Below are 25167 nucleotides of genomic sequence, written 5' to 3'. Positions count from 1 at the left end.
TCACTCCTTATGAGGATGAGCTACTGGTCGTCGTGCTGGAGCTGCTTGAAGAATCAAACTGCTGCGTCAGGTAGCTACTGGTACTGTTTAACTGACTCATCAAAACATCGAGGGCAGTAAACTGTGTTTTATAACGCGCGATCAGGTTATCGATACGCGTACTCATATCGTTGTACTGATCGGTCAGATCATTCAGGGTTTTACTCACGCCATCGGTGGCCGCCTGAACGATACCGGTGGTAGAAAGCCAGCTGGTCAGGTTGGTGGCGATGGTGGTGGTGATGCCAGTGGTGGTGCCATCGCCAACGATCATCTCTTTCACGCCATCAGGGTCGCTGGTCAGGGCGGTTTCCAGTTCATCGGAATCCAGCTCCAGCTGACCGGATGTCGGGTCAGTGGTAATACCGATCTGCGCCAGCGTTTTATAGGTTGAGCTGCTCTGCGCATTGGTCAGCATGCTTTTCAGCTGCGTCTGAATGGTACGCAGGGTGCTGTCACCGAGCAGCGCGCCGTTGCTGGAGTCCTGTGAATCTGAACCGACATCCACCGCGGTATATTTGGTCAGGGTGTCGAACTGCGTCAGCAGGGTGTTATAGGCATCAACCCAGCTCTCAATCGCGCTTTGCGCTTTCGACGAGTCTTTGGTGATGCTTAATGTCGCGTTACCGGTGGTGGTGTCATTAAGTTTGAGCGTAATGCCCTCCAGCGCATCACTGATGGTGTTGCTGCTGTTCTCAATTTCAACGTTGTTAACCGTCAGCTTGGCGTTCTGGGCAGTGACGCTTTCCGTCATGGCGTTGCTGCTGGAGGTTGAGTCATATCCCACGATGCCTTGCAGGGTGTCATCGCCGGTCACGCTGATGCTGCTAACGGCATAATCGCTGCCGGTTTCTGACGACGTCAGTGACAGGCGATAGCTGCTATCACCGGTTTTAATAATGGTGGCGGTAACACCGGCATCGGCACTGTTGATGGCATCACGCATACCCGTCAATGACGTCTGATCGCTGGTCAGGGTGATGTCTTTACTGGTGCCATCCACCAGGGTAATGGTCATCGTACGGCTGCTGGCAGAGCTGTCGCCCAGCGCGGTGCTGTTGCTGGTCTGTGTTGCTGAAGTCAGAGTTTGTGCCTGTGCCAGCTGTGACACGCTAATGGTGTAGTTTCCGGCTACTGTGCTGCCAGATGTCGTGGCGCTAAAGGCACTGGAACTGCTGGTGGCAGATGTTGCAGTAAAAAGGTCTGCGTCATTCAATGCGGTATTCGCGGTCTGGAAAGTGGTCAATGCGCTTTTCAACGTACCGTAAGCGCTCAGCTTGGCGGTATAAGCGGTCTGCTGAGTAGAGATAGGATCTAATGACGCTTTTTCGGCGGTTTCCAGACTATCCAGAATGCTACTTAAATCGAGGCCTGAACCGACACCCAGGGTAGAGATACTTGCCATGTTGTTTCCTTTTTATGTCGACACGGAGAGTGAATACCGGGGTTATCGGCTTTCGATGGGGAAAGTTTAAAATTATTTACCTGCGAGTAATAAAGCGAATAGCGCATATAGAGAAGGGTATTTCTGACGCTAGAAAAGTGATCATTTATATCTAAAGAAGTCAGCGGGTCGGGCGATAAACATAAGCGTGACAGGCTGAAGACAAAAATTTTTGCCTGGTACTAAAAAAAATCTAAAGGTTGTTTAAGGGCAGACGATAACAACTTTGACGGCGCTGAAGCCGGCGGGTTGAAGCCCACACCTTAACCGAAAGACTTGATTAACAGGAATATTTATCATGGCCCAAGTCATTAATACCAACAGCCTCTCGCTGATCACTCAGAACAACATCAACAAGAACCAGTCTGCTCTGTCTACTTCTATTGAGCGTCTGTCTTCTGGTCTTCGTATTAACAGCGCTAAAGATGACGCAGCGGGCCAGGCAATTGCTAACCGCTTCACTTCTAACATCAACGGCCTGACTCAGGCAGCTCGTAACGCCAACGACGGTATCTCTGCTGCGCAGACTACTGAAGGCGCACTGTCTGAAATCAACAACAACTTACAGCGTATCCGTGAACTGACCGTACAGGCACAGAACGGTACCAACTCTGATTCCGACCTGTCTTCAATCCAGGACGAAATCAAATCACGTCTGGATGAAATCGACCGTGTGTCTGACCAGACCACTTTCAACGGCGTGAACGTGCTGTCTAAAAACGGCTCAATGAGCATTCAGGTTGGTTCTAACGATGGCGAAACCATCGACATCAACCTGGAGCAGATCGACTCTTCAACTCTGGGTCTGAGCGGCTTCTCTGTTTCTAAAAACTCTCTGGATGTGACCGACGCGGTTACTCAGGTTGCCGATACTGGCGGCGTGATGACTGATGTTGACATGTCAGACGTAGCAACCAAACTGGGCGTGAGCAGCGGTACTCTGTCTCTGCACCAGATCTCTGGCACCAACGAATATGTTGTTCAGTCTGGCAGCGATTACTACTCTGTATCTGTTGATAACAGCGGTGCAGATGCCGGTAAAGTTGAACTGAACACCACCGACGTTTCTTACGGTGACGAATCTAACGGTATCGCCACTAACGGCGCGGTACAGAGCGGTCAGCTGATTAAAGTTGGCACCGACAGCAGCGGCAACGCAACTGCCTACGTCACCATCCAGGACAAAAACTACAGCGTGTCTTCTGGCCTGCTGGCAAACAGCTCCGATGCAACTGCTGCGACTTCTGGCACAACTTCAGGTATCGAACTGAGCTCTACCGGTGGCGTGACTGCAACCACAGAATTCGCTGGTGCAGCAACGGCTGACCCGCTGGCGCTGCTGGATAAAGCTATCGCTAAAGTTGATACCTACCGTTCAAGCCTGGGTGCGGTGCAGAACCGTCTGGACTCTGCTATCACCAACCTGAACAACACCACGACGAACCTGTCGGAAGCGCAGTCACGTATCCAGGATGCGGACTACGCAACAGAAGTGTCGAACATGTCTAAAGCACAGATCATCCAGCAGGCAGGTAACTCCGTGTTGGCGAAAGCTAACGCCGTACCTCAGCAGGTTCTGTCTCTGCTGCAAGGCTAATCAGCGTAACAGGCGTTATCCAAACAGACTTGTCTGGCATAACGAGTTACTGAATCTGATTAACGTAAACGAAGGGTGTTTATACACCCTTCGTTTTTTGCTTTCTGCAAGCCAGAACACGCTCACCAGGGTGAATATGTCGGCGGCAAATAGTCGTGAATTAGGCCTTTATCTCACGATTGAAACGGTTTACCCGGTGTTAATTTTAATCTCATTTAACCGCCCGGATCCCTCCTGGCACTTTAGCAGAGTCATCCCATTCTGGCTTCGGTAAGAGCAGATAACTTGTCAAACCGGAGGGGATAAGCAGGAGAGTTTCAATGAACTATTTCGATCAGATCAGTTTCGGTTCAGACGAAAGCATTATGAATTTGTTAGATAATCGTCGCAGTGCGCTACTGACGGATATTCAGAAACAAATCATGTTTAAACGACACGTTGAAATCGTCAACCTGGAGCTCTCATACAGTTGTAACCGGAAGTGCGATTATTGCCCGGTAAGTTTTTCAAATCGTCAGTCAGTGCAACGCTTCATGGACCAGACTTTATTAGAAAAGATCTGTCATGAACTGGCGGCAGTTCGTTATGAGAATCGCATCTCGTTAAATCTTTATAACGAACCGTTAATGGACCTGGCACTGGAAAGCAAAATTGCTTTGATAAAACGCACGTTACCCTATACCCATGTGGCATTTAACAGTAATGGGGATTATCTGGACAGCGAACGCCTGGCTACCTTAGCTGAAAGTGGACTGGATGCCATATGTGTGACGTTACATCCCAATGCGAACGTCATACAAAGTGCATCCTCCATTTGTCGGCGAGTGCATAAAATTGTCGAGCGATTGGGTTGCGAACACTTGTTTGCCGATTTCAGTGTAGATGATGTGACGCAGTCAACGAATATTGAGTTCAGCCTGCGGGGCGTAAAAATTAAGGTTCAATGGCCAGACTGGCGCAAAAGCGGCACAAATCGCGCGGGATTATTAACAGAACATGTTGCGAGCAGTGCGATTCGTACGCAGCCCTGTGTGAAGCCATTTAGAGAATTCACTATTTTCTATGACGGTACGGTTCAACCTTGCTGCGAAAGTTTTCTTGATGACAAGACTAATCTTGCTTCAGCAGGGAGTTTACAGACGTTGTCAATCTATGACATCTATGCTGGGAAAATGCTCAGTAATTTCCGTAAAGGGTTATTTGATTTTGGCCTGAAAAAAGGAATTTGTGCTTCTTGTACTGTTGCGGACTATAGCCGTGAAGAAGATGATGCTGAACGCAAGCGTATATTACAGGCGTTATAAATCAAGGCATTTCCGGGCATTTTATCAAAGAGAAAAGACATGAGAGACATTGAAGATTTTATTACTGGTGAAAGTCGCTATTTCGAACCCATGCTGATGCGTGCAACTCAATCGACAGCAGCGCAGCGGGAACAATGGCGTACGGAGACGATTCGGGAACGCCAGGAGCGTATTTCACTTGAAGTCTTTGAACAGTTAGAGGGCCATGTTAAATACGGTCCTTTTACTGGCATGAAACTCGATCGTAATACCTGGTGGGGTAAGCTTGATCTTGCGTCACAATGTCTGGGTTTATATGAAAAAGAGATTCTTGATATTGTCGGAGAAATAAATCCCGATCAGTACAGCCGATTTATCGATATTGGTGCTGCTGATGGATATTATGCTATTGGGATGCTGCTTTCCGGTAAATTTAACAAGACATCTTGCTTTGAAATAACGGAAAAAGGGCGCGAAGTCATCGCCAAAAATTGGCAAAACAATGGTTCACCCGGTGAATTGCGTATTTTTGGTGAGGCGACTGAGAAGAGTCTCGCCGCGCTATCTGCGGAGGAAAGGAACAACGCGTTTGTACTGGTGGATATTGAAGGGTTTGAGTTTGAATTGTTGAGCGAAAAAACACTTTCGTTGCTGCAATCCTGTACTGTTATCATTGAAATTCATCATTGGGTTGATGATTTTTTGCCACGTTATACAAGGTTATTGCGCACAGCAAGTCAGTTATTTGACCTCGAGCTGCTTAAACCTGTCGAGCGTGCCACACTCCATCTGGCTGAGCTGCGTGATTTAACCGACGACAACCGTTTACTACTGACTTCCGAGCGACGTCCGGGTGTTATGCGTTTCTTAAAACTTTCGCCAAAATCACCGGCCATATGACATTCAGCAGCGCCTGATTGCTGACCAAAACGGTATGAATAGGCGGCGATTCACGGTGTTGCTCGACGGATTGAATCCAGAGAGGGTCTTTATCATGAGGAATACTCGTCTTTCTGCGCCTGACAAAGAGTGCTGGCGCAACGTATTCCAGCGAAGGGCCTCTGATGAATCACTCTCCACTTGTCAGCATTATTATCACTGCACACGTTCCCGTATGGCTGGAGGGAGCGCTTAAAAGCGCCCTGGCACAGGACTATCCGCATTGTGAGATTCTGGTCTCCGATACCAGTGGCAAACAGTTTATTGGTCAACGGTTACAACCTTATCTCAATCAGCCAGGACATACCGTCAGGCACTTAATCTTTCCAGCTGGGTACTCAACAGCACTGGCTGAAGCGATCCATTCGGCACAAGGCAAATACATTAAGTTGCTGAGTTTTGCCGATCAATTGGCACCTCAATGTGTTTCAACGATGGTCCAGGCGTTAGAAAGCCTGCCTCAGGCGGTGCTGGCTGTCTCCAAACGTAAGCGACTTGATGCAGGCGGTGAGGATGTGGCGGATACGTTATCCACAGCGGCATTTTTGCCACAACCGGGGCTGGTAAAGGGTACCGACCTGCTGCGTTATCAATGTCGTCTCAGCTACAACCTGATCGGTGACCTCAGTGCGACCTTAATCAGGCGGGAGTGCCTGTTGGCACTGATGCCAGAACCAGAGGCGCTGTTCACCCTTGAGAATGAAACATTAGCACCAGCAGGTGCACTGGTTTTGTATAGCAAATTGTTAGCACAAGGTGATGCGGTTTGGTTCCCGACCCCACTCTGTGCAGTACGCGTTTCTGATGTCCATCCTCAACCTCATCAGATCGAGGATGACGAGCCGGCTCGGACGTCGCGAGAGAGAGTGATTCAGTTTTTGCGGCAAGCATCCTGGCAGAGCAGCGCAAAAGGGCCATCAGAGCTCATCTCTGTTGCGCCCTTATCACAGCCAGCGGCATTTACGCAGCATAATGTCAGGCAGTTGCAATATCATGCACTCAGTCTCAGTACGCTTTTTCACTGGAATGCGGTACGGAGTCTGAAGCCGGTTCACCAGGCGGCGCTGCAACAGTTGAGCGATCGTGCACCACAGCCTGCGAGCCTTGCGATCATCATTATCGTCACGCCTGAAAATGTAGAGCAGCTGAATGACACGTTAACATCCCTGAGTGATTTTTCTTCGCCATTATTGGTACTTAACCCTTTATTGGTCGGTGAGGTAACTGACAATACGCAGGGAGTCCCAGCCTGGCCTGCATCAGCTGAATCCCGACTTGCGATAATTAACCAGCTCATTGCTGAACAGACGTACACTTGGTTGATGTGTGTTGAGGCCGGAACACGTTTTAATCTCTCCGGGCTAATGGCGTTGTCTACCACTTTGCCATCACGGGATGACGTGTTGGCGCTGTATGCAGATGAGTATTTCTATATTGAACAGCAACCCGCAGGTCTGGCATTCCGCCCGGATTTCAATCTGGATATGTTGCTCAGTTCACCGAAGTCCATGGCACGACACTGGCTATTTCGTCGTGAACTGTTACTCGCAGCAGAGGGGTTTGACATCAATTTTAACCAGTCAGCTGAACTGGATCTGATCGTCAAACTGATTGAATCGCAGGGGTTGAATGTCGTCGGTCACCTCGCGGAACCACTTCTGACAGCTCATCTTCGACCACGAGATATTGCGCAGGATGCACAGATTATCCAGCGTCATCTGCACAACCGTGGTTATGCAGAGGCGGAAATTGCGCTTGATGGCTACTACAACTATCGGCTGCGCTATAACCATGCTGATCAACCCAAGGTTTCCATAATCATTCTGGCCGGGGAAAGCCTGGCGGCGTTGATCACCTGTGTCACAACATTGATGGAGAAGACACGTTATCAGCATTACGAGTTGATGATCGTGGCTGACAATCAGCGTAGCCAGGAGCGCGATAACTGGCTTGAGGCGATTGCAACCGTTGATGTAGAGCGTATCCGCGTCGTGCGTTACGACGGTGAATGGCATCAGGGCGCAATGGCGAATCTGGCAGCAGAACATGCACAGGGCGAATACCTGATGTTTCTGCACAGTGAGCTAGCCATTACGGATGGCGAGTGGCTGGCGAATTTGCTCAATCACGCGCAACGCCCGGAAGTGGCGATTGTGGGAGGCAAGCAACTGTCGGCGGATAATAAAGTGCGCCATGCGGGCTTTGTCCTTGGTGTTAATGGCATCGCTGGCGATGTATTTCGCGGCCAGGACGATAAGGCTCCGTCTGCGCTTGGACGCCTACATCTCGATCAAAACTACAGTGCCGTATCAGGCGACTTTATGCTGGTTCGTTTTACGGTGTTTGCCGCTCTGAATGGTTTCGATGAAACCCTGACGCTATTCACTGACGTTGATCTTTGCCTGCGCGCCCGAAATCAAGGCTACCTGACAGTGTGGACGCCCTATGCCCGTGTATTGCGGGCGGCAGATCGAAAACGTCCGTTTGTGGGCGTGTCGATCCAGGCTGCGGCGCGACTCAAGCAACAGGAAGAGGATTTGCTGTTGCAGCGCTGGTTACCGTTAGTTGGACGCGACCCAGCGTATAACACCAACCTGTCGCAACGTGGTCGACATTTTGATATCAGCAATGACAGTGAAATGTGCTGGCAGCCAGTGAGAAGTGCGGGTTTACCACAGCTGTTACTCCATCACTCAGATACGGCGGGTTGCGGTCACTATCGTATGCTGCAACCCTTGCACGCGATGCAAATGGAAGGCAAGGCACAGGGTAATGCCTCTCTCTCATTGCTTAACCTGAGTGAGGTGGCACAGTATCGTCCAGACAGTTTGATTATCCAGCGCCGGTATGCACCTGCCTTTCATACCTGGATAGAGCGTGCCGGTAAGATTCCCGAAATGTTCAAAGTGTTTGAGCTGGATGACTATATTCTTAATTTGCCCATGAAACACTACAACCGCGCCAATTTCCGGCAGGAAGTATCGGGGCATTTACGTAAAAGCCTGAGCTATTTTGACCGCTTCGTGGTGTCGACACAGCCACTAGCAGAGGCCCTGTCGTCTTTCCACCCTGATATTCAGGTGGTGCTTAACCGTTTGCCGGTTAACTGGTGGGGAGGGCTACACAGTCTACGTGGGCAAGGGCGTAAACCTCGTGTCGGCTGGGCTGGTGGCTCCAGTCATCAGGGGGACCTGGAAATGATAGCGGATGTGGTCAAAGCGCTTGCCAACGAAGTGGAATGGGTGTTCATGGGGATGTGCCCGGAGAAACTGCGCCCTTACGTGCATGAACATCATTCAGGTGTGGACATCAGCCTTTATCCGGCCACGCTGGCTGCACTGAATCTGGATCTGGCTCTGGCACCGGTAGAGGATAATATCTTCAACGATTGCAAAAGCAATCTGCGCTTGATGGAGTATGGCGCTTGTGGCATCCCGGTGGTGTGCAGCGATGTCCAATGTTATCGCCACACTAACTTACCGGTGACTCGCGTGAAAAATCGCTTCAAAGATTGGGTCGATGCGATCCGTATGCATCTTAATGACCTGAATGAAAGTGAACGAACCGGTCTCGCCCTCCAGCGGCAGGTGCGTGAAGAGTGGATGCTCAAAGGCACTCATGTTGATAACTGGCTCAAAGCCTGGAGCGCCTGATTACTGTGGCACGCAGGCTGGGTATCCCATCCAGCCTGTTTCCTTTGATATGAAAAATGCCGCGTTTTTGCCCTCTGTTTTAGGGATTGGTTGTCACCTGTCATGGCTACTATAGAGAAAATTTGCCCGGCAACACTTGCCGCTCAATATACGCGTAACCATGATGACGACTATTCAGGACGAAAATTTCCCTTATTTCATTATCGCGCCAGATTACCGCGACTCTTCTGCTGGCGTGCAGGTTATGCATCGCTTGTGCCATCTGTTAAATGAAAGTGGCAGACGCGCATGGATGGTGAATTGTAAGGTCAATCCAGAATGGAATACCCCGGCGGTGACCGGGAAAGAGTTGCGTGACTACCGTTTGCGCGGCGGCCTGTTTATTGCTGTTTATCCAGAAGTTGTCAGCGGGAATCCACATCAGGCTCCGGTCGTGGTGCGATATATGTTGAACCGTGAGTCGGCAATTAATGGCAATACATTACAAGACAAGGTGGGCGACCTCTTTTATTGGTATCGACCGGAGTTCGCTGCAAAGCACCACCACGCCAATATTCTCAATATTGAGTGTTATGACCTTGACCTGTTTTGTGATGAGCAGCGTAAACGTAATCGTGATGTGCTGTACCTGAATCGAGTTCCAGAATCTGCCGTTGACTTCGCGTCATTGCCTGCGGATATACAGATTCTCTCCATGCGTAATCCGTTATCGTTGCCACAACTCGCCGAAATACTCAAAACTACCCGTACGTTATACACCTATGAATCCTCGGGAACAGGATTGCTAGCCGTGCTCTGTGGTTGTCCGGTGGTGGCGTTGACGGCCAGGGGCTATGAACAGCATGCGGTAACACCCGCAACGATCAATGATCTAAATGGATTAGGCTATTGTTGGGATGACAAACCTGGGACCCTGGAGAGGGTGCGCAGTAACATCGGAGAGATGCATGATGTGTTACTTGAGCGCCGTAAACAGACTGCGTCACAGCTTGACCATCTGGTGAGCTCTTCACAGCAGGCAGCCAGAGAATTTCAGCAAACGGTTTGGGAAGGACGCCTGGAAAATTGGTTGGTGAACCGAAGTTTGACACCTGCGCTGAAAAGCAAACTGCAATTTACGCAGATGCCTCGTTTGCTTATCACGATTTTTGATGATGCTGAACATCCCGATCGCTTGTCGTTAACGCTTGATACGCTGGCTGAACGTCCTGCTTACGTGGCTGTTGTCATTGTTACATCGCGTCAGGATGCCGCAAGGCAAGGTGTTGAGGTTGTTGCACTGACGCATTGGCGAGGGTGGTTGGCACGGCAGGTTGCTGAGGATACTTTTGATTGGTTGCAGTGTATTCCTGCTGGTGGTTTTTATAGCGCTGATTGCTGGCCGGGCCTGGCACATTTCCTTGCGAGTCAGACGCAAGTGCAGGCGGTGTATGCCGACGAGTTATGGCTTGATGCTAACGGTGAGCCGGTTCCACATCTCAAACCGCAATGGGATTGGGATCTGTTCAGTAACGCACCCGAAATCTATCTGAAACGCTGCCTGCTGGCGCGAAGTGCATTCGCTCAATGGCTGGATACAGCCCATTTAACGCAGGCACTGGACGTTAGCGTGCTGCAACAACTTTATCTCCATGCCGGTGTTATGGCTATTCGGCATTATCCAGACCTGATCTGTATTTTGCCGCAGCCGCAAGTGCACACCGAGGAGAGTGATGAGGCTGCTCAGGCGCTAAACGCGTTGACGATCCAACGAGGTTATCCGACGGCCTCCGTAGAGGTACAACCCGGTTTGCCGATGCGTGTTGTGTACCATCATCGAGCGCAACCCTTGGTTTCTTTAATACTGCTGGCGGGCAACAAACTGGCGGCTCTTGAACGTGCAATCACCAGTTTGCTGCAATATAACGCATGGGCAAATACCGAATTGCTGGTGATCAATCATCAACATAGTGATAGCACGATCAATACATGGCTGGAGGGACTCGCAAGCATTGATCCTGCGCGTATCCGGGTGATTAATCTTACTGTCGGCTGGCAGCCTGTAATATTACGCAATCGTGCTTCGCAACACGCCAAAGGCGATTTTCTTTGCTTTATCGAACCTCACCTGATTTTCTTTAGTGATAACTGGCTTTCTGCGCTGATGAATCACGCTCAACGTCAGGAAGTGGCTGTGGTTGGTCCAAAACTGATCCATACGGAGCAGCATATCCTGTCGGCTGGCATCATTGGTGGTTATCGTGGCCTTGCCGGGCACATTGGTAAGGGCGAACGTTGGGATTCGATGATCGCCGCCGGTTTCCTGCAAAGTGACCGTTATTCTCGCCTGTTAGATGGGCAATGCCTGGTGGTTCGCCAAACATGCTGGCATGAGATGAAGGGACTGGACGAGAGTTATGGCGACATTGCTCTGGCGGAAATCGATTTTTTCCTCAAGGTCGCGCAAGCCGGTTACCTGTCCATCTGGACGCCCCATAGTGTAGTCGCAACTGATGCTGATGCGCGTGGATTTAATCCATCTTCTGTCGAGGCTTCGCATCTTCAGCAGCAATGGGGCAGAAGTCTATTCTGTGACCCTGGCTATCACCCCAGTCATTCTCTGTATGGCGAACCCTTCACGGTTGATGAAAGCGTCAAGCAAATGTGGCCAGCATTCGCCCAGGCAAACATCCCACGCGTCGTTTGGGTACAGGGAGATAACGGCATGCCCGCCAGCGCTTACCTGGGAGAGATACTGAGCGCGATGGCGCAGCAACAACAGATTGCGTTGCTCACATATGATGCCCTCGCGCCTTGGGTGTTGGTGCGCTTACAGCCAGACATGCTGATCATATCGGCGGAGGTGGGCGAACGCCAACTGGGGCATCTTAAGTCGATTACCTCCATGACCGGTTGCCAGACGTATTGCTTACCTGAGGCTGGCATCAATCAGCAAACGGTCCAGGGACTGTTGCATGCCGATTGGCTCGCAGGCTGGCTGGTATGCAACGAAGAATTAAAACTCTGGCTGCAAAAACGCAAGCAAACGGTCTATTCCCTGCCATCGTTGGTGGTCATGCCAAAACTGCAGTTAGAAGTCGCCCCACGCGGCACGAAACTGCGGGTGTTATGTGACACTCTGCAATTAAGTGATGCTGATAAGCGCTTCTTTGCCCCTGTCATCAACGAAACCGCGGGATTTATCGATTGGGTCATTCGTGGCGATGTTCCCGCCGGTTGGTTTGCCGGTGTGAGTGAAATACATCGAACGCACTCTGTGCTAGTGAACGCTGATGACATCATATCCCTGCAAGTCAATCTGGCGGTGCTGTTTCGTCTCAACAATGATGAAAACCGCTTCAAAGATAATTTACCCCTGCTGCATTACCAGGCGGCTTCGCTTCCGGTGTTGTGCAGTGAGCATATCGCGTTGGCACACGGCGGGTCAGTAACAGCGGTAAGGAATAAAGACAATGTTTGGATTACTCGCTTACGTGAATGGCTTCAGAACGTTGAGCCAGCAGTGGTGTCGCCAGTAACCCGCGAAAACCAGTTAACGACAAACACGCTTGCGACCTTTTGGCAGCAGGCCGGTGTAGATCTCCAATAACCGTGACACATTACTTTGCCCGCAGGGGGCCTCGATGAAAAAAATCGCGCCACATTACGACAACAAAAATATTCTGGTGACCAGCCCCTTACTGCCGCCACTGGAGGAGTTTATTCCTTACCTCGAAAATATCTGGCAGAGCAAATACCTGACCAACGGGGGCCCGTATCACCAGGCCCTGGAAGCTGCGCTGGCAGAATACCTTGGCGTGAAACATATCTGCTTGTTTTCTAATGGCACGCTGGCATTGATGACCGCGTTACAGGCGCTGCGTATTGATGGTGAGGTGATCACCACACCATACTCCTTTGTGGCGACCTCACATTCGTTGTTGTGGAACGGCATCAAGCCGGTGTTTGTCGATATTGATCCTCAAACCTGTAACCTCGACCCGGCCAAAATTGAGGCGGCAATTACGCCGAAAACCAGCGCCATCATGCCTGTGCATTGCTACGGCCTGCCGTGTGACACCGATGCGATTCAGCGCATTGCCGATACCTATGGCTTACGCGTGATTTATGACGCGGCACACGCTTTTGCCGTGAAACGTGAAGGGGTCAGCATCCTGAATCATGGTGATTTATCTGTGCTGAGTTTCCATGCCACGAAGGTGTTTAATACCTTCGAAGGCGGTGCGATTATTTGCCCGGATGAGAAGATTAAACGTCGCATTGATTATCTGAAGAACTTCGGTTTTGCTGATGAAACAACGGTCGTAGCGGCGGGCATCAATGGCAAAATGAGCGAATTCCAGGCGGCATTTGGTATGTTGCAGCTAAAGCATGTGGATGCCGCGTTTGGTGTGCGTCAACGAATTTATCAACGCTATGCTGAGGCGTTAGCCGCAGTGCCAGGGGTATCGTTGTTGCAGGCGGATGCGCAAACCGAATGGAATTACGCCTACTGCCCGCTGTTTATCCACCCGGAACACTTTCCGCTGACGCGCGACCAGCTTTATCAACAGATGAAGGACGCAGGGATTTACGCCCGTCGCTACTTCTATCCACTGATTTCGCAGTTCCCGATGTATAAAGGTTATGAGTCGTCTCATCCTGACAATCTGCCGGTTGCCAGTGCCACTTCCCAGCAGGTGCTGTGCCTGCCGATCCATCCCACGCTGACTGAGACAGAGCAAGCGCGCATTATTGATATTGTGTTGGCAGCCAGTCAGACCGCGGCGGCCTGAGAACGGCTCCCCCCGAAAGGGGGGAGCAAAGTGTTAGCGCATTAACCGGTCGCAGTGGCGGGATGGGAAAGCAAGTCCAGCAGCGTTACTGGCTGGTGTAACGTGGCACTGCGTTGGGCTTTTTCGAGAAAATTCAGCCCGCTCAGTGCCGTATCAATACCCTGACTGTAGTCGTTGTGTTCGCCACGTAAACTCTGGGCGATATCCGCATAGTAGTTAGCAAAGGCTTCGATAAATCCAGCCGGATGACCTGCCTTGAAGCGGCAGTAGCGTGGCAGGTTAGCGATGCGGTTGGCATTATCGGTACGGTCAATCAAAGTGACCTGGCCGTGCACATTGCTGAGTTTCAGGGTTTCCGGTTCCACCTGTAACCACTCCGCGCTACCTTTATCGCCCATTACCCGGATACGTAAGCCATTGCGGTAACCCAGCGCCGCCTTGCCGTACCAATACTGGCATACCAGACCATCTTCATAGCGGGAAACAGCATGGACGGTGTCGATAATGTTGGGTAACGTCGTGAAGTGGCTATTGATCGCATAGACATCGGTCGCCCGACGTTGCGCAATAAAATCCACTAACTGATGCACATGAACACCGAGATCGAGCGATACCGTGGGGATCACTCCGTCGGACTGACGCCAGCTTTGTGGCCGTGCTACATCCCCGGCCATATTGCGACGGCTAAAGCCCTCCTGCGGCATCTCTACCAGGATCTGCTGGATATTCCCCAGCTCGCCATCGGCAATGCGCTGGCGCAGCTCGCGCACCATTGGGTAACCGCTGTAGTTATAGGTAACAAACAGGCGACCACCAGTACGTTGCAGGGCGTGGCTGACCACCAGCGCGCTGGCGACTGACTCCACCAATGCCTTTTCACATATCACCGCGACACCATATTCAAGGCAGCGCACGATGACGTCGAGATGATGCGGCGTAGGCAGTAAAATCACCACCGCATCCAGTTGTGAATGTTCTGCTGCCAGCAGCGCTTCATAATGGTCGTACAGACGATCGGTGGCGATGCCCCAGATCTGCGCTGTTTGTTGATTTATCTGTGCATCGCGGCTGAAACAGCCAGCGACCAGATGGAATTCACCATCCATCTGGGCGGCAATTTTGTGGGTCTGGCCGATGGCGGAATTGATGCCGCCACCAAGGAAGGCAATCCTGAGTGGTTGGGTCATGACTTTCTCTCCTGTTGCATCGGGGGATTAAGATACTGGTTCAGATGCGGCGTCAGTTGCGCCAGCCTGGTCAGGCTGTCGCACTCGGCAAACACCAGTCCTGCGCGGTCGCGTGGCGCGGCTTCCAGTGCATCGCCCGGTAACTTGAGGGGGATGACATCGAGTATTTTTGCCGGTAACGCGGCAAAGTGAAAACCCGCGAAACGGGTTGCTTCGGCGACGGAGACGGTATGACGGGCGATAAAACGCTGGCGTACCGGGCGGCGTTGGTCAAAGTGGTCATCAATATTGATAAAGGGGGCGACAAAATGGCTGCTGTAAGGCACACCGGTCGACAGGCTGATCAGGCGGCTGTAGAGATCACCTGGACAACGTCGTGTCAGTTCAATCAACCAAAAATCGTTGCCGTCGGTCATAAACTGGGTGTGTAGCAGGCCATCACACAGATTGAGCTGTGACGTCAACGTCGCCAGACAATCGCTGACGCGATCCTGTAATGTGCGGCTCAGTTGCGTGGTGAGAGAACTGCTGTTGACTTGCCACGGATAAACGGTGCAAAACTCATCGACATAAAATTCGCAGACGATTTCACCTTTACGAATAAAGGCGGAGTGACTGTGCAGCGTGCCATTAATAAACTGCTCAATCAACGCTTCACCGCTACGTGAAGCCTGTTGAGCAGCGAGGAAAGCAGCAGCTAACTGTTCGCGTTCAGAGATATGGGTAATCCCTAACCCGCTGTAGGCGTCAACTGGCTTAACGATCAGCGGTAAAGACAATCCATTGCTTTCGCTTAACTGCTGTACCGCTGCTGGCACCGGGAAATGGTTAGCCTGTGCCCATTGGCGAAACTGGTCCTTCTGGAACAACGTATCGGCAACATCCGGAGTATCGAATCCGGAAAAACCAAGTTGTTCTGCGACCCGTGATCCGGCGAGATAAGAGACATCCGTGACGCCGGGCAGCAGGGCCGAAATGCCCCATTCGCGACACAGGTCAATGACTTGCTGCACGTCACCATAGTTAACAGGACTGCTGTCATCTGCAAAACGATGGCCAGGGTCTTGGGTTTTGCTGCCGCACACCGCCGTGCGGTAACCGTGCTGGCGTAATACATCCAGAAAGGGCAGTGAGGCGAATCCCGCATCTAGCAGCAGCGCCCGGGAGGGTGAAGACATGGCGTCCAACCTTAGCCTGAGTAAATTTAACCGCCTTATTTTATTCAGGCTTGGGTCAGTGCAATGGCATAAACAGACAGGGTTTTTGGCTCAATTTGCCTTTTTCAACACGTTTGCTTCCAGCAGGAGAGGGAGCACCTCGCTTGAACGGGCACGCCAATCCGAAGACGGGAAGCCCAGCTCGTCCAGGCGCAAACTGCACAGGACTGAATTCCGTGGGCGCTTTGCCGGTGATGGCCACTGTTCGCTACCATAAAAAAGTAACCAACCTGTTACAGAACCCTGCAAATCTGCCGATAACTCCCTTCAGAATCACACGAATTTTTGCCGTACTTTTTCCATTTTCTGGGGTGTCTATGCGCTTCAATTATGACTTGTTACCCGGTGAGCTACTGACTTTCGAAGAGATCGCGTTGCGCTACATGCAGCAAAATCCTGATGAGAAAGAGCTTACCGCCCGTGGGTTGCTGAGCCCGTCAACCAGCTATCGCAATTTGGTGATACGCGCGGTGTTCGCTCAGCAGGAGATCAATAGCCCGATTGAGGATCTGCTGTTTGTCTCGGACGACAACGAACGCAAAAACTATCTGCGTCGCTTTGAGCATTACCTGAAGAACCAGCAGGCTTTCCTCTATTTCCGCCGCACCGACGAAATAAAGAAAGAAAATCGCTGGAAGGTCGTCGGGGAAACCCGCGTCTACGCGATGCTCGATCCCCATTCGGCAGAGGCGCAGAACCTGCTGGCAAGCCGTGGCTTTAAGCTGGTGCTGATGCGCCAGAATGAAGACGACGAATATTGGCAGTTGTTCGACCCACAGGCTCATCCCTGTTTTCCATTATCGCGCAAGGTGCAATTCCTGGTGGTGCTGAGTACACCGCAACATAAAGTCCCGATTGCGGTGATGCCCGGTACTGAAGTCGGCAGGCGGGTTAAAGCGCGAGTATTCCAGCGTGCCAGTCAGGCCGAGTTTAGCGCGGCGGTTAAAGCGCGCTATGGCGCTTGCGTGATCACAGGCACGCGATTGACTGAACGACACAGCTGGCCGTGGGTCGAAGCCTGTCATATCGATACTCAGGAAAATGAAGAAGGATTTCTCGCCGATAATAGCGTGGATAACGGTTTGTTCCTGCGCAGTGACTTACAGCGGCTATTTATTAACCGCATGTTAAGCATCGATGCGGAAACCGGTCAGGTGGTGTTCAACGCGCAACTTGAAAGCGATGGCAACATTAGCCCTTTCTATCAGTCGCTTGAGGGGAAAACCTGCGTGTTATGGGACAACGTACCGCCCGGCACGCGCAAGCGCCTGCGTAATCTGCGTTAGGGAAGTCTTGGGTGGCGGCCTGCTGTGCCGCCATCAATTACAAATTGAAATAACCGCGCTTTGCCCGCCTATTCCTCCAATCAAAACGCCCTACAGAATTAGATAATCATGCCGATAACTTTATTAACGCAGGGTAGTCAACGTGAACGATCTCTATACCGCCGATGGCGTGATGGATAAACATTCGCTCTGGCAGCGCTACGTTCCTCTGGTGCGGCACGAAGCGCTTCGCCTACAGGTACGGTTGCCCGCCAGCGTTGAGCTTGACGATCTGTTGCAGGCCGGTGGCATTGGCTTACTGAATGCCGTGGAACGCTACGACGCGTTACAGGGCACCGCCTTTACCACCTACGCCGTGCAGCGTATCCGGGGAGCAATGCTGGATGAATTGCGCAGTCGCGACTGGGCACCTCGTAGCGTACGCCGTAATGCGCGCGAAGTGGCTGGCGCCATGCATCAGGTAGAGCAAGCGATGGGGCGCGCGGCTACCGAGCAGGAAGTGGCTGATCAATTGAATGTTTCGCTGGAGGAGTATCGGCAGATTCTGCTCGATACCAACAACAGCCAACTCTTCTCCTACGACGAGTATCGGGAAGAACACGGTGACAGCGCAGAGCTGGTGACGGAAGGGCATGAAGAAGCCAACCCGCTTCATCAACTGATGGAAGGGAATCTGCGTGAGCGCGTAATTGAAGCGATCGAGGCATTGCCCGAGCGTGAAAAATTAGTGCTGACACTGTACTACCAGGAAGAACTGAACCTGAAGGAGATTGGCGCGGTGCTGGAAGTGGGCGAATCCCGCGTCAGCCAACTGCACAGTCAGGCGATCAAACGCCTGCGTGCCCGTTTAACGGGAGCGCGCTGACAGAATCAGTTCCTGGGGATCCAAAAAAAATAAAACCGGGGACTCAGCAATGGGAGCCAAATCCAAAGCCAGACCTTTAAGTCGCTACCTTAAAGACTACAAGCACAGCCAAAGCAATTGTTCACATTGTGGCAAGGTTCTTGACCGTATGGCGTTAGTGTTCCGCGGCCAGATCATCAATAAAGAGGCCATTGCTCGCATGGACCAAATGATTGACGATCAGGTGTGGATGAAACTCCAGCCGGAATTGACTGCGTTGTGCCGTTTTTGCAGCGACATTTTTTGTAATACTCATCCGAATTACTTCGATATCATGGCGTTCAAGCAATACCTCTTTGAACAGACTGAGATGAGTCACAGCACCATCCGCGAATACGTGGTGCGTTTACGTCGACTCGATGACATGCTCAAGGCGAAAAATTTCCCGGCAGAACGTTTGCGGGGCAACAGCTGGCATGAGTGTCTGGAGAACGATTTACCTGATGCCGGTAATAATAATTACCGCATCGCTTTGCGTAAATATGACCAGTTTTTAGGCTGGCAGCGCAGCTAACTGTGATCCTCCCCCTGTTGTTGTCGAAGACGCCAGCAACAGGGATTGCACCCGGTGAATTCCGGGTGCGACTTTTCTCATCTTCTGCAACACTGTAAGAATAATCGCAATTTGCCCGAATGGAGGCTGCATTGTCCTTACATCTTTTGCACCAATTCCCTCGTCTTGAGCTGCTGGGTGCTCCCACGCCGCTAGAGCATTTGCCCCGTCTTTCTGACTATCTTGGGCGTGATATTTTCATTAAACGTGATGATTTCACCCCGGTGGCGCTCGGTGGTAACAAGCTACGCAAACTCGAATTCCTCGCGGCCGATGCGCTGCGCGAAGGCGCGGATGTGCTGCTGACGGCGGGTGCAATACAATCAAACCACGTACGTCAGACGGCGGCAGTGGCGGCACGTCTTGGTCTGAAGTGCGTGCCGTTGCTGGAAAACCCGATTGGCACCACGGCACCAAACTACCTGAGTAACGGCAACCGACTGCTGTTGGACCTGATGGACGTCGAGGTGGTGATGGTCGATGCGTTGCATAATCCGACGGCACAGTTGGCGGAGCAGGCTGAACGTCTCGAAGCACAGGGTTTTCGTCCTTATGTGGTGCCGGTGGGCGGTTCCAATGCACTGGGTGCACTCGGTTATGTGGAATGTGCCCAGGAAATTGCGCATCAAAGCGAAGGCGTGGTGGATTTTGCCGCCGTGGTGGTGGCATCCGGCAGTGCCGGTACTCATGCTGGCCTGGCGGTTGGTCTGGAGCAACTGCTGCCGGACAGCGAGCTGGTGGGTGTGACGGTGTCGCGCAAAGTGGCAGATCAACTGCCCGTGGTTGAGCGCATCCGCACGGCACTGGCGCAGCAGCTGGAGGTTGCAGCGCGCGCCCCCATTACGCTGTGGGATGAATATTATGCTCCGCGCTACGGCGAACCGAACGAAGAGGGGATGGAGGCGGTGAAGCTGCTGGCGCGGCTGGAAGGCATCATGCTTGACCCGGTGTATACCGGAAAAGCGATGGCCGGTTTGATTGACGGCATCAGCCAGAACCGTTTCCGTCGTGAAGGCCCGTTGTTATTTGTCCATACCGGCGGATCACCCGCGTTATTTGCTTATCATCCTTCGGTCTGAGACGCAGGTAAAAAAAGGTTTATAATCCGGCCGTTATTTGCCTGACCCGGTGAAATAACGCACACAACTCACAAATAATAAATGGGGTATTTATGGCTTTCTCACAGGTTCGTCGCCAACTGGTGATGGGAGTGATGGCGGTGGCGCTGGTCGCCGGTTTCAATGTGAAAACCTTCGCGGCAGAAAATCTGCTGAATAAAGTGAAAGAACGCGGCACGCTGCTGGTGGGGCTGGAAGGAACCTATCCGCCGTTCAGCTTCCAGGATGAAAACGGTAAACTGACCGGTTTCGAAGTGGAATTCGCCCAGCAACTGGCGCAGCATCTTGGCGTGAAAGCCAGCCTGAAACCAACCAAATGGGACGGTATGCTGGCCGCGCTGGATTCAAAACGTATCGATGTGGTCATCAACCAGGTCACCATTTCGGATGAGCGTAAAAAGAAATATGACTTCTCCACGCCGTACACTATTTCCGGTGTGCAGGCGCTGACGCTGAAGAAAAACGCGGGCAGCATTACTAAGCCGGACGATCTCTCCGGTAAGAAAGTCGGTGTGGGTCTTGGCTCCAACTATGAACAGTGGCTGCGTGATAACGTGAAGGGCGTGGATATTCGCACCTATGATGATGACCCAACCAAATATCAGGACCTGCGTTCAGGCCGCCTTGATGCCATCCTGGTGGACCGTCTGGCCGCGCTGGATCTGGTGAAGAAAACTGGCGATACCCTGGCAGTGGCAGGCCCGGCCTTCTCGCGTCTGGAATCTGGCGTGGCACTGCGTAAAGGTAATGATGATCTGCTGAAAGCGATTGATGCGGCGATTGCTGATATGCAGAAAGATGGCTCCCTGAGCAAACTTTCCGAGAAATGGTTCGGCGCGGACGTTACTAAATAATGCAGGAAAGCCTACAACTGGTGCTGGATTCAGCACCATTTTTACTCAAAGGCGCGGTGTTCACACTGCAACTGAGTATCGGCGGCATGTTCTTCGGGCTGATACTTGGCTTTGTGCTGGCATTGATGCGCCTGTCGCACTTCTGGCCGATTAACTGGCTGGCGCGATGTTATGTGTCGATCTTTCGTGGCACGCCGCTTATCGCCCAGCTGTTTATGATCTACTACGGCCTGCCGCAGTTTGGTATCGAGCTGGATCCCATTCCCTCCGCCATGATTGGTCTGTCGTTAAACACCGCCGCTTACGCCTCGGAATCGCTACGTGGCGCGATTGCTGCGATTGAGCGTGGTCAGTGGGAAGCGGCGGCCAGTATCGGTATGACGCCGTGGCAAACGCTGCGTCGCGTGATCCTGCCGCAAGCGGCACGTACCGCGCTACCACCACTGGGCAACAGCTTTATCAGTCTGGTGAAAGATACCTCGCTGGCGGCCACGATTCAGGTGCCGGAGTTGTTCCGTCAGGCGCAGTTGATCACCTCGCGTACCCTGGAGGTGTTTACCATGTACCTCGCGGCGTCGGTGATTTATTGGGTGATGGCGACGGTACTCTCCGCCTTGCAGAATCGACTGGAAGCGCATGTTAATCGTCAGGATCGGGAGGCGAAATGAGTGCCATTGAAGTACGTCAGCTGGTGAAACAGTTTCACGGCCAGACGGTGCTGCACGGTATCGATCTGGACGTGGCTTCTGGCGAAGTGGTTGCGATTATCGGGCCGAGCGGTTCGGGTAAAACTACCTTATTGCGCAGCATTAACCTGCTGGAAGTGCCGGATAGTGGCACCATCCGGGTGGGCGAGATTGCCGTCGATGCTGCTCTCGGCATCAACAAACAGAAGGAACTGGTGCGCCGTCTGCGTCAGCAGGTGGGATTCGTGTTCCAGAATTTCAATCTGTTCCCCCATCGTTCGGTACTGGAAAACATTATCGAAGGGCCGGTGATCGTCAAAGGTGAACCGAAAGCGGAGGCCATTGCGCGTGCACGTTCATTGCTGGAGAAAGTGGGGCTGCACGGTAAGGAAGAGAGCTTCCCGCGACGCTTGTCCGGTGGACAGCAGCAGCGTGTGGCGATAGCGCGCGCACTGGCAATGCGCCCACAGGTGATTCTGTTCGACGAACCCACCTCAGCGCTTGATCCTGAGCTGGTGGGGGAGGTACTGAATACCATCCGTGCGCTGGCAGAAGAGAAGCGTACGATGGTGATCGTCACCCACGAGATGAGCTTTGCCCGCGACGTTGCTGACCGTGCCATCTTCATGGATCAGGGCCGTATCGTGGAGCAGGGGGTGGCGAAGGCGCTGTTCAGCAATCCGCAACATGCCCGTACCCGACAGTTCCTCGATAAATTCCTTAATCAATAATCTTAAGCGCCGTGGATGATTCACGGCGTTTTCCTCATTTTTCCACATCAGTTTCTTCCGAAAAAAATTAGCCTTATTTTTCCATTGTGCTGATTTTTAAGTATTTATTTTACCTTCACTTACTCTACTGGGTTCTTGCGGTCTTTTTAAGAGTGGTACTGATTGTGATGAATTAATAAATAAAAATAATTATTTACAAATTCATGACACAATCAGGACTTAACAATGACGTCTGCCAGGCAAGAGGTACTCTGGATCAATACGCTAAAAGGCGGCTGTATTTTGCTGGTGGTTCTACACCACGCCATCATCACCACTTTTGCCCCATCGTTGCAGTATCTGACCGCCGGGATCATGCCTGCTGAAGGCTGGGTGACCTTTAATAAATACCTCTCCCCGTTACGTATGCCCGCTTTCTTTTTCGTCTCTGGCCTGCTGGCGGCGAGCGCCATCAGTAAAAAAAGCTGGCAGGAAGTGTTTACAAAGAAATTCAGCAACATACTGTATCTTTATTTGCTGTGGGGCGTGATTCAGTGGCTGTGCATCCACTACATTTCAACGCATATGATGGGTGACCGCTTATCGACGGCGAAAAACGCCGCCTACGCGGATTCTCCACTTCAGTTCATCAAGTTGCTGCTGCTGTCGATGACCAGCCTTTGGTATCTTTATGCGCTGGCAGGCTTTTTCCTGTTCACCAAGCTGTTTCACCGCCAGAAGGTGGCGCTGGTGCTGCTGGCAATTGTGGCTAACTATGCTGCTCAGCTCAGTCTGATCCCCGGTTGGGGCCCCGCCAGCGTGGCTCAGAACTATCTTTACTTTCTGCTAGGCGTTTTCTTTAGCGAGAGATTGATCGCCATCAGCCACCTTGAGCGGCAACACTGGCTGCTCCTGGCCGGTATCGCGTTAATCGGTGTGGCGCATCATGTCGGCGGTAGTTACAAGAATCCCTTCTATAGCCTGCTGACCATCGTGTTTGGCATTGTGCTGTGCCGCTTCCTCAATCAACGTTGCAATATGGCGTGGCTTAACTGGATTGGCCGGAACACGCTACAGATTTATGTGCTGCACCGCATCTTTATTGAACTGCTGGGATTAAGTGCGCTAACGCTCGCTTTGCACTATGGCTGGTTTGGTAACACCACCTTTAGCTGGGCATGGGCATTACTGATGCCGTTGGCAGGGGTAGCCGTCTGTACTTCGTTGTCATTAGTGGTCTGGACGCTATTAAATCATGGTCCGGGGCGGATGCTGTTTCTCTACCCACGTTTACTGCGTAAGCAAGCCACTGAAGCAAAATCATCGCCGTTATCCTGATGAAATACAGGCCAGTGAAAACTGGCCATTTCGCCATTTACAAGCAGCACAGGCAGAATTTTTTTTCTTAACTCTCTGCCACATGCTGTTTATTTTTACTTTTATTTGATTACCGTGTGGATTGAAAGCAGGTGAGTAAATCTTAATTATTGACCGCGTTTATTTGCGATTGATGTGTATCAATATTCACTTTAACGTTTAAATAAATGGAGAAAATTATTAGCCTGCTTAGTTATGCTGGCCGGTGTTATGACGTAACGCATTGTTATATAGGGCCAGTAAAAATTTTTTAAGACTTTCGCTACAGTCAGATTGCCCCGCCTGTTTGATAATCCCTCTCACTATTAAAAATGTCATACCTCATTTCTCGGCGTCAAATTTCGCGTTCAAGACTGACACAGCGGGAGTTAATCATATGAATAACACCAGGACCGATGAGATATTATGGGTGAACACCCTTAAAGGCACCTGCATTTTGTTAGTGGTGCTCTACCATACGGTTTTACCCGGATTCGAAAATACCGTGCATTATCTGTCGGCAGGCTGGCTGCCAGCGGAAATTTGGGTGAAGTTTAATACGATTCTGTCGCCACTGCGTATGCCTGCCTTCTTCTTTGTGTCGGGACTGCTGGCGGCGAATGGCATCATGAATCGCCCGTGGAAGCAGGTTTTCACCAGCCGCATTACCAATCTGTTCTATCTCTATATTTTATGGGGATTTATTCAGTGGTGGTCCATCGATGGCATTTCATCGGAAATCACCGGGCAACGTATTTCTGACAATACCAATGCGGCCTATGCCGGATCGCTGTTGGAGTTTCTGAAGCTCACCTTTATGGCGATGAGCACGTCATGGTATCTCTACGGTCTGGGCATTTATTTCCTGTTAGCCAAGATCTTTCGTGAGCAGAGAATGGCGTTGCTGGCGGTGGCGGTGGTGTTGAATTATCTGGCGGTAGTGAAAATTATCCCGTACTGGGGACCGCAGAGTCTGGCGCAATATCTTCTGTTTTTCCTGCTGGGAGCGTTCTGGAGTCCACTGATGCTGCGGCTCAGTAGCTGGAAGCGGGAAAATATGGTCCCCTGGGCACTGCTGGCCGCCTTTGCGGGGGTAAACATTATCTTTGGTGTCGGCAGGAACCTGTTTCTGTGCATCATCGCGGTGCTGTTAAGCGTGGCGATATGCCGCTGGCTGAATGCGCATTTCCGCATGACCTATCTGAACTGGATTGGTCGCAATACCCTGCAAATTTATGTTATTCATCGCATATTTATTGAATATTTTGGCATGTCAGCCATTTTATTTGCGCAGCGTCATCATCTGTACGAGCAGGCGTGGTTCTCGATACTTTGGGCGTGCTTGTATCCCATTGCCATCGTAGCCATCTGTTCGTTGTGTTCGGTGTTGGTGTGGTCACTGACCAATCGAGGGTTGGGGCAGTCGCTGTTTGTGTTCCCGACATTAATTGGTATGAAGCGAAGAAAGACAGCCGCATAACGAAAAGCAAGCACATTCCGTAGCGGCGCGATTTATCGCGTATCTGTAAAAACAGCGCGATAAATCGCGCCGCTACGGGTTTGTCT

Annotated in this window: 18 protein-coding genes; 15 read left to right on the top strand and 3 right to left on the bottom strand. The window is 51.5% G+C overall.

Translation table 11 applies throughout. The features are described from left to right. Window positions 1–7 precede the first annotated feature (7 nt). Window positions 8–1444, bottom strand: a complete 1437-nt coding sequence (gene fliD, locus AC6I8N_RS12220; protein ID WP_021182882.1) for a flagellar filament capping protein FliD — start codon at window positions 1442–1444, stop codon at window positions 8–10. A gap of 337 nt (window positions 1445–1781) precedes the next feature. On the opposite strand from fliD, the gene AC6I8N_RS12215 reads away from it, so the two are divergent. From AC6I8N_RS12215 to AC6I8N_RS12190, 6 genes are all read left to right on the top strand, one after another. Then, window positions 1782–3080, top strand: a complete 1299-nt coding sequence (locus AC6I8N_RS12215; RefSeq protein ID WP_497829145.1) for a FliC/FljB family flagellin — start codon at window positions 1782–1784, stop codon at window positions 3078–3080. Between the two features lie 320 nt (window positions 3081–3400). After that, complete coding sequence (locus tag AC6I8N_RS12210; RefSeq protein WP_208724117.1) at window positions 3401–4384, top strand: radical SAM/SPASM domain-containing protein; 984 nt, start codon at window positions 3401–3403, stop codon at window positions 4382–4384. A gap of 39 nt (window positions 4385–4423) precedes the next feature. Continuing rightward, window positions 4424–5263, top strand: a complete 840-nt coding sequence (locus AC6I8N_RS12205) for a hypothetical protein (RefSeq protein ID WP_497829144.1) — start codon at window positions 4424–4426, stop codon at window positions 5261–5263. 164 nt (window positions 5264–5427) lie between these two features. Next, window positions 5428–8955 (top strand): glycosyltransferase, encoded by a 3528-nt coding sequence (locus AC6I8N_RS12200; protein WP_497829143.1) that lies wholly within the window; start codon window positions 5428–5430, stop codon window positions 8953–8955. A 160-nt stretch (window positions 8956–9115) separates the two neighbouring features. After that, window positions 9116–12544, top strand: coding sequence for a glycosyltransferase family 2 protein (locus AC6I8N_RS12195; protein WP_497829142.1), 3429 nt, complete (start codon window positions 9116–9118; stop codon window positions 12542–12544). A gap of 34 nt (window positions 12545–12578) precedes the next feature. Continuing rightward, on the top strand, window positions 12579–13730 hold the full coding sequence (locus AC6I8N_RS12190; RefSeq protein ID WP_021182888.1) for a DegT/DnrJ/EryC1/StrS family aminotransferase: 1152 nt from the start codon (window positions 12579–12581) through the stop codon (window positions 13728–13730). A gap of 41 nt (window positions 13731–13771) precedes the next feature. On the opposite strand, the gene AC6I8N_RS12185 is transcribed toward AC6I8N_RS12190, so the two are convergent. Continuing rightward, window positions 13772–14917, bottom strand: a complete 1146-nt coding sequence (locus tag AC6I8N_RS12185) for a Gfo/Idh/MocA family protein (RefSeq protein ID WP_021182889.1) — start codon at window positions 14915–14917, stop codon at window positions 13772–13774. Then, entirely contained in the window at window positions 14914–16095 is a 1182-nt protein-coding gene (locus tag AC6I8N_RS12180; RefSeq protein ID WP_497829141.1) for an ATP-grasp domain-containing protein, read from the bottom strand. Before AC6I8N_RS12180 ends, AC6I8N_RS12185 begins: the two co-directional genes overlap by 4 nt. A 356-nt stretch (window positions 16096–16451) precedes the next feature. Here AC6I8N_RS12180 and AC6I8N_RS12175 point away from each other — a divergent pair, with 356 nt between their 5' ends. The 9 genes from AC6I8N_RS12175 to AC6I8N_RS12135 all read left to right on the top strand — a co-directional run bounded on the left by AC6I8N_RS12175 (window position 16452) and on the right by AC6I8N_RS12135 (window position 25081). After that, complete coding sequence (locus AC6I8N_RS12175) at window positions 16452–17420, top strand: HNH endonuclease signature motif containing protein (protein ID WP_497829140.1); 969 nt, start codon at window positions 16452–16454, stop codon at window positions 17418–17420. Between the two features lie 142 nt (window positions 17421–17562). Further along, complete coding sequence (locus AC6I8N_RS12170; protein ID WP_013509526.1) at window positions 17563–18285, top strand: RNA polymerase sigma factor FliA; 723 nt, start codon at window positions 17563–17565, stop codon at window positions 18283–18285. A 49-nt stretch (window positions 18286–18334) separates the two neighbouring features. Then, window positions 18335–18838 carry a flagella biosynthesis regulatory protein FliZ gene (gene fliZ / locus AC6I8N_RS12165; protein WP_013509525.1) on the top strand — a complete coding sequence of 168 codons (504 nt, stop codon included), beginning with the start codon at window positions 18335–18337 and terminating at the stop codon, window positions 18836–18838. Window positions 18839–18969: 131 nt separating this feature from the next. Beyond that, complete coding sequence (locus tag AC6I8N_RS12160) at window positions 18970–19956, top strand: D-cysteine desulfhydrase (RefSeq protein ID WP_497829139.1); 987 nt, start codon at window positions 18970–18972, stop codon at window positions 19954–19956. Between the two features lie 92 nt (window positions 19957–20048). Beyond that, complete coding sequence (gene tcyJ / locus AC6I8N_RS12155) at window positions 20049–20849, top strand: cystine ABC transporter substrate-binding protein (protein WP_497829138.1); 801 nt, start codon at window positions 20049–20051, stop codon at window positions 20847–20849. Continuing rightward, entirely contained in the window at window positions 20849–21517 is a 669-nt protein-coding gene (tcyL, locus tag AC6I8N_RS12150) for a cystine ABC transporter permease (protein ID WP_021182895.1), read from the top strand. Before tcyJ ends, tcyL begins: the two co-directional genes overlap by 1 nt. Continuing rightward, window positions 21514–22266: an L-cystine ABC transporter ATP-binding protein TcyN gene (gene tcyN / locus AC6I8N_RS12145; protein WP_021182896.1), complete on the top strand. Its 753-nt coding sequence runs from the start codon at window positions 21514–21516 to the stop codon at window positions 22264–22266. Before tcyL ends, tcyN begins: the two co-directional genes overlap by 4 nt. A 225-nt stretch (window positions 22267–22491) precedes the next feature. Next, window positions 22492–23583 carry an acyltransferase family protein gene (locus tag AC6I8N_RS12140; RefSeq protein WP_497829137.1) on the top strand — a complete coding sequence of 364 codons (1092 nt, stop codon included), beginning with the start codon at window positions 22492–22494 and terminating at the stop codon, window positions 23581–23583. Between the two features lie 415 nt (window positions 23584–23998). Continuing rightward, complete coding sequence (locus AC6I8N_RS12135) at window positions 23999–25081, top strand: acyltransferase family protein (protein WP_021182899.1); 1083 nt, start codon at window positions 23999–24001, stop codon at window positions 25079–25081. Window positions 25082–25167 lie beyond the last annotated feature (86 nt).

This window comes from Pantoea sp. X-Soil-TKNS-1279 (assembly GCF_059730565.1).
The sequence above is the reverse complement of the archived record's forward strand: the minus strand, read 5'-3'. Positions and strand labels throughout refer to the sequence as shown.

Coding starts and splice junctions, on each gene's coding strand:
- AC6I8N_RS12140 (WP_497829137.1), top strand. CDS start 22,492: ATGACGTCTGCCAGGCAAGAGGTACTCTGGATCAATACGCTAAAAGGC.
- tcyL (WP_021182895.1), top strand. CDS start 20,849: ATGCAGGAAAGCCTACAACTGGTGCTGGATTCAGCACCATTTTTACTC.
- AC6I8N_RS12135 (WP_021182899.1), top strand. CDS start 23,999: ATGAATAACACCAGGACCGATGAGATATTATGGGTGAACACCCTTAAA.
- AC6I8N_RS12175 (WP_497829140.1), top strand. CDS start 16,452: ATGCGCTTCAATTATGACTTGTTACCCGGTGAGCTACTGACTTTCGAA.
- AC6I8N_RS12180 (WP_497829141.1), bottom strand. CDS start 16,095: ATGTCTTCACCCTCCCGGGCGCTGCTGCTAGATGCGGGATTCGCCTCA.
- AC6I8N_RS12195 (WP_497829142.1), top strand. CDS start 9,116: ATGATGACGACTATTCAGGACGAAAATTTCCCTTATTTCATTATCGCG.
- AC6I8N_RS12185 (WP_021182889.1), bottom strand. CDS start 14,917: ATGACCCAACCACTCAGGATTGCCTTCCTTGGTGGCGGCATCAATTCC.
- tcyN (WP_021182896.1), top strand. CDS start 21,514: ATGAGTGCCATTGAAGTACGTCAGCTGGTGAAACAGTTTCACGGCCAG.
- tcyJ (WP_497829138.1), top strand. CDS start 20,049: ATGGCTTTCTCACAGGTTCGTCGCCAACTGGTGATGGGAGTGATGGCG.
- fliD (WP_021182882.1), bottom strand. CDS start 1,444: ATGGCAAGTATCTCTACCCTGGGTGTCGGTTCAGGCCTCGATTTAAGT.
- AC6I8N_RS12205 (WP_497829144.1), top strand. CDS start 4,424: ATGAGAGACATTGAAGATTTTATTACTGGTGAAAGTCGCTATTTCGAA.
- AC6I8N_RS12215 (WP_497829145.1), top strand. CDS start 1,782: ATGGCCCAAGTCATTAATACCAACAGCCTCTCGCTGATCACTCAGAAC.
- AC6I8N_RS12190 (WP_021182888.1), top strand. CDS start 12,579: ATGAAAAAAATCGCGCCACATTACGACAACAAAAATATTCTGGTGACC.
- AC6I8N_RS12210 (WP_208724117.1), top strand. CDS start 3,401: ATGAACTATTTCGATCAGATCAGTTTCGGTTCAGACGAAAGCATTATG.
- fliZ (WP_013509525.1), top strand. CDS start 18,335: ATGGGAGCCAAATCCAAAGCCAGACCTTTAAGTCGCTACCTTAAAGAC.
- AC6I8N_RS12200 (WP_497829143.1), top strand. CDS start 5,428: ATGAATCACTCTCCACTTGTCAGCATTATTATCACTGCACACGTTCCC.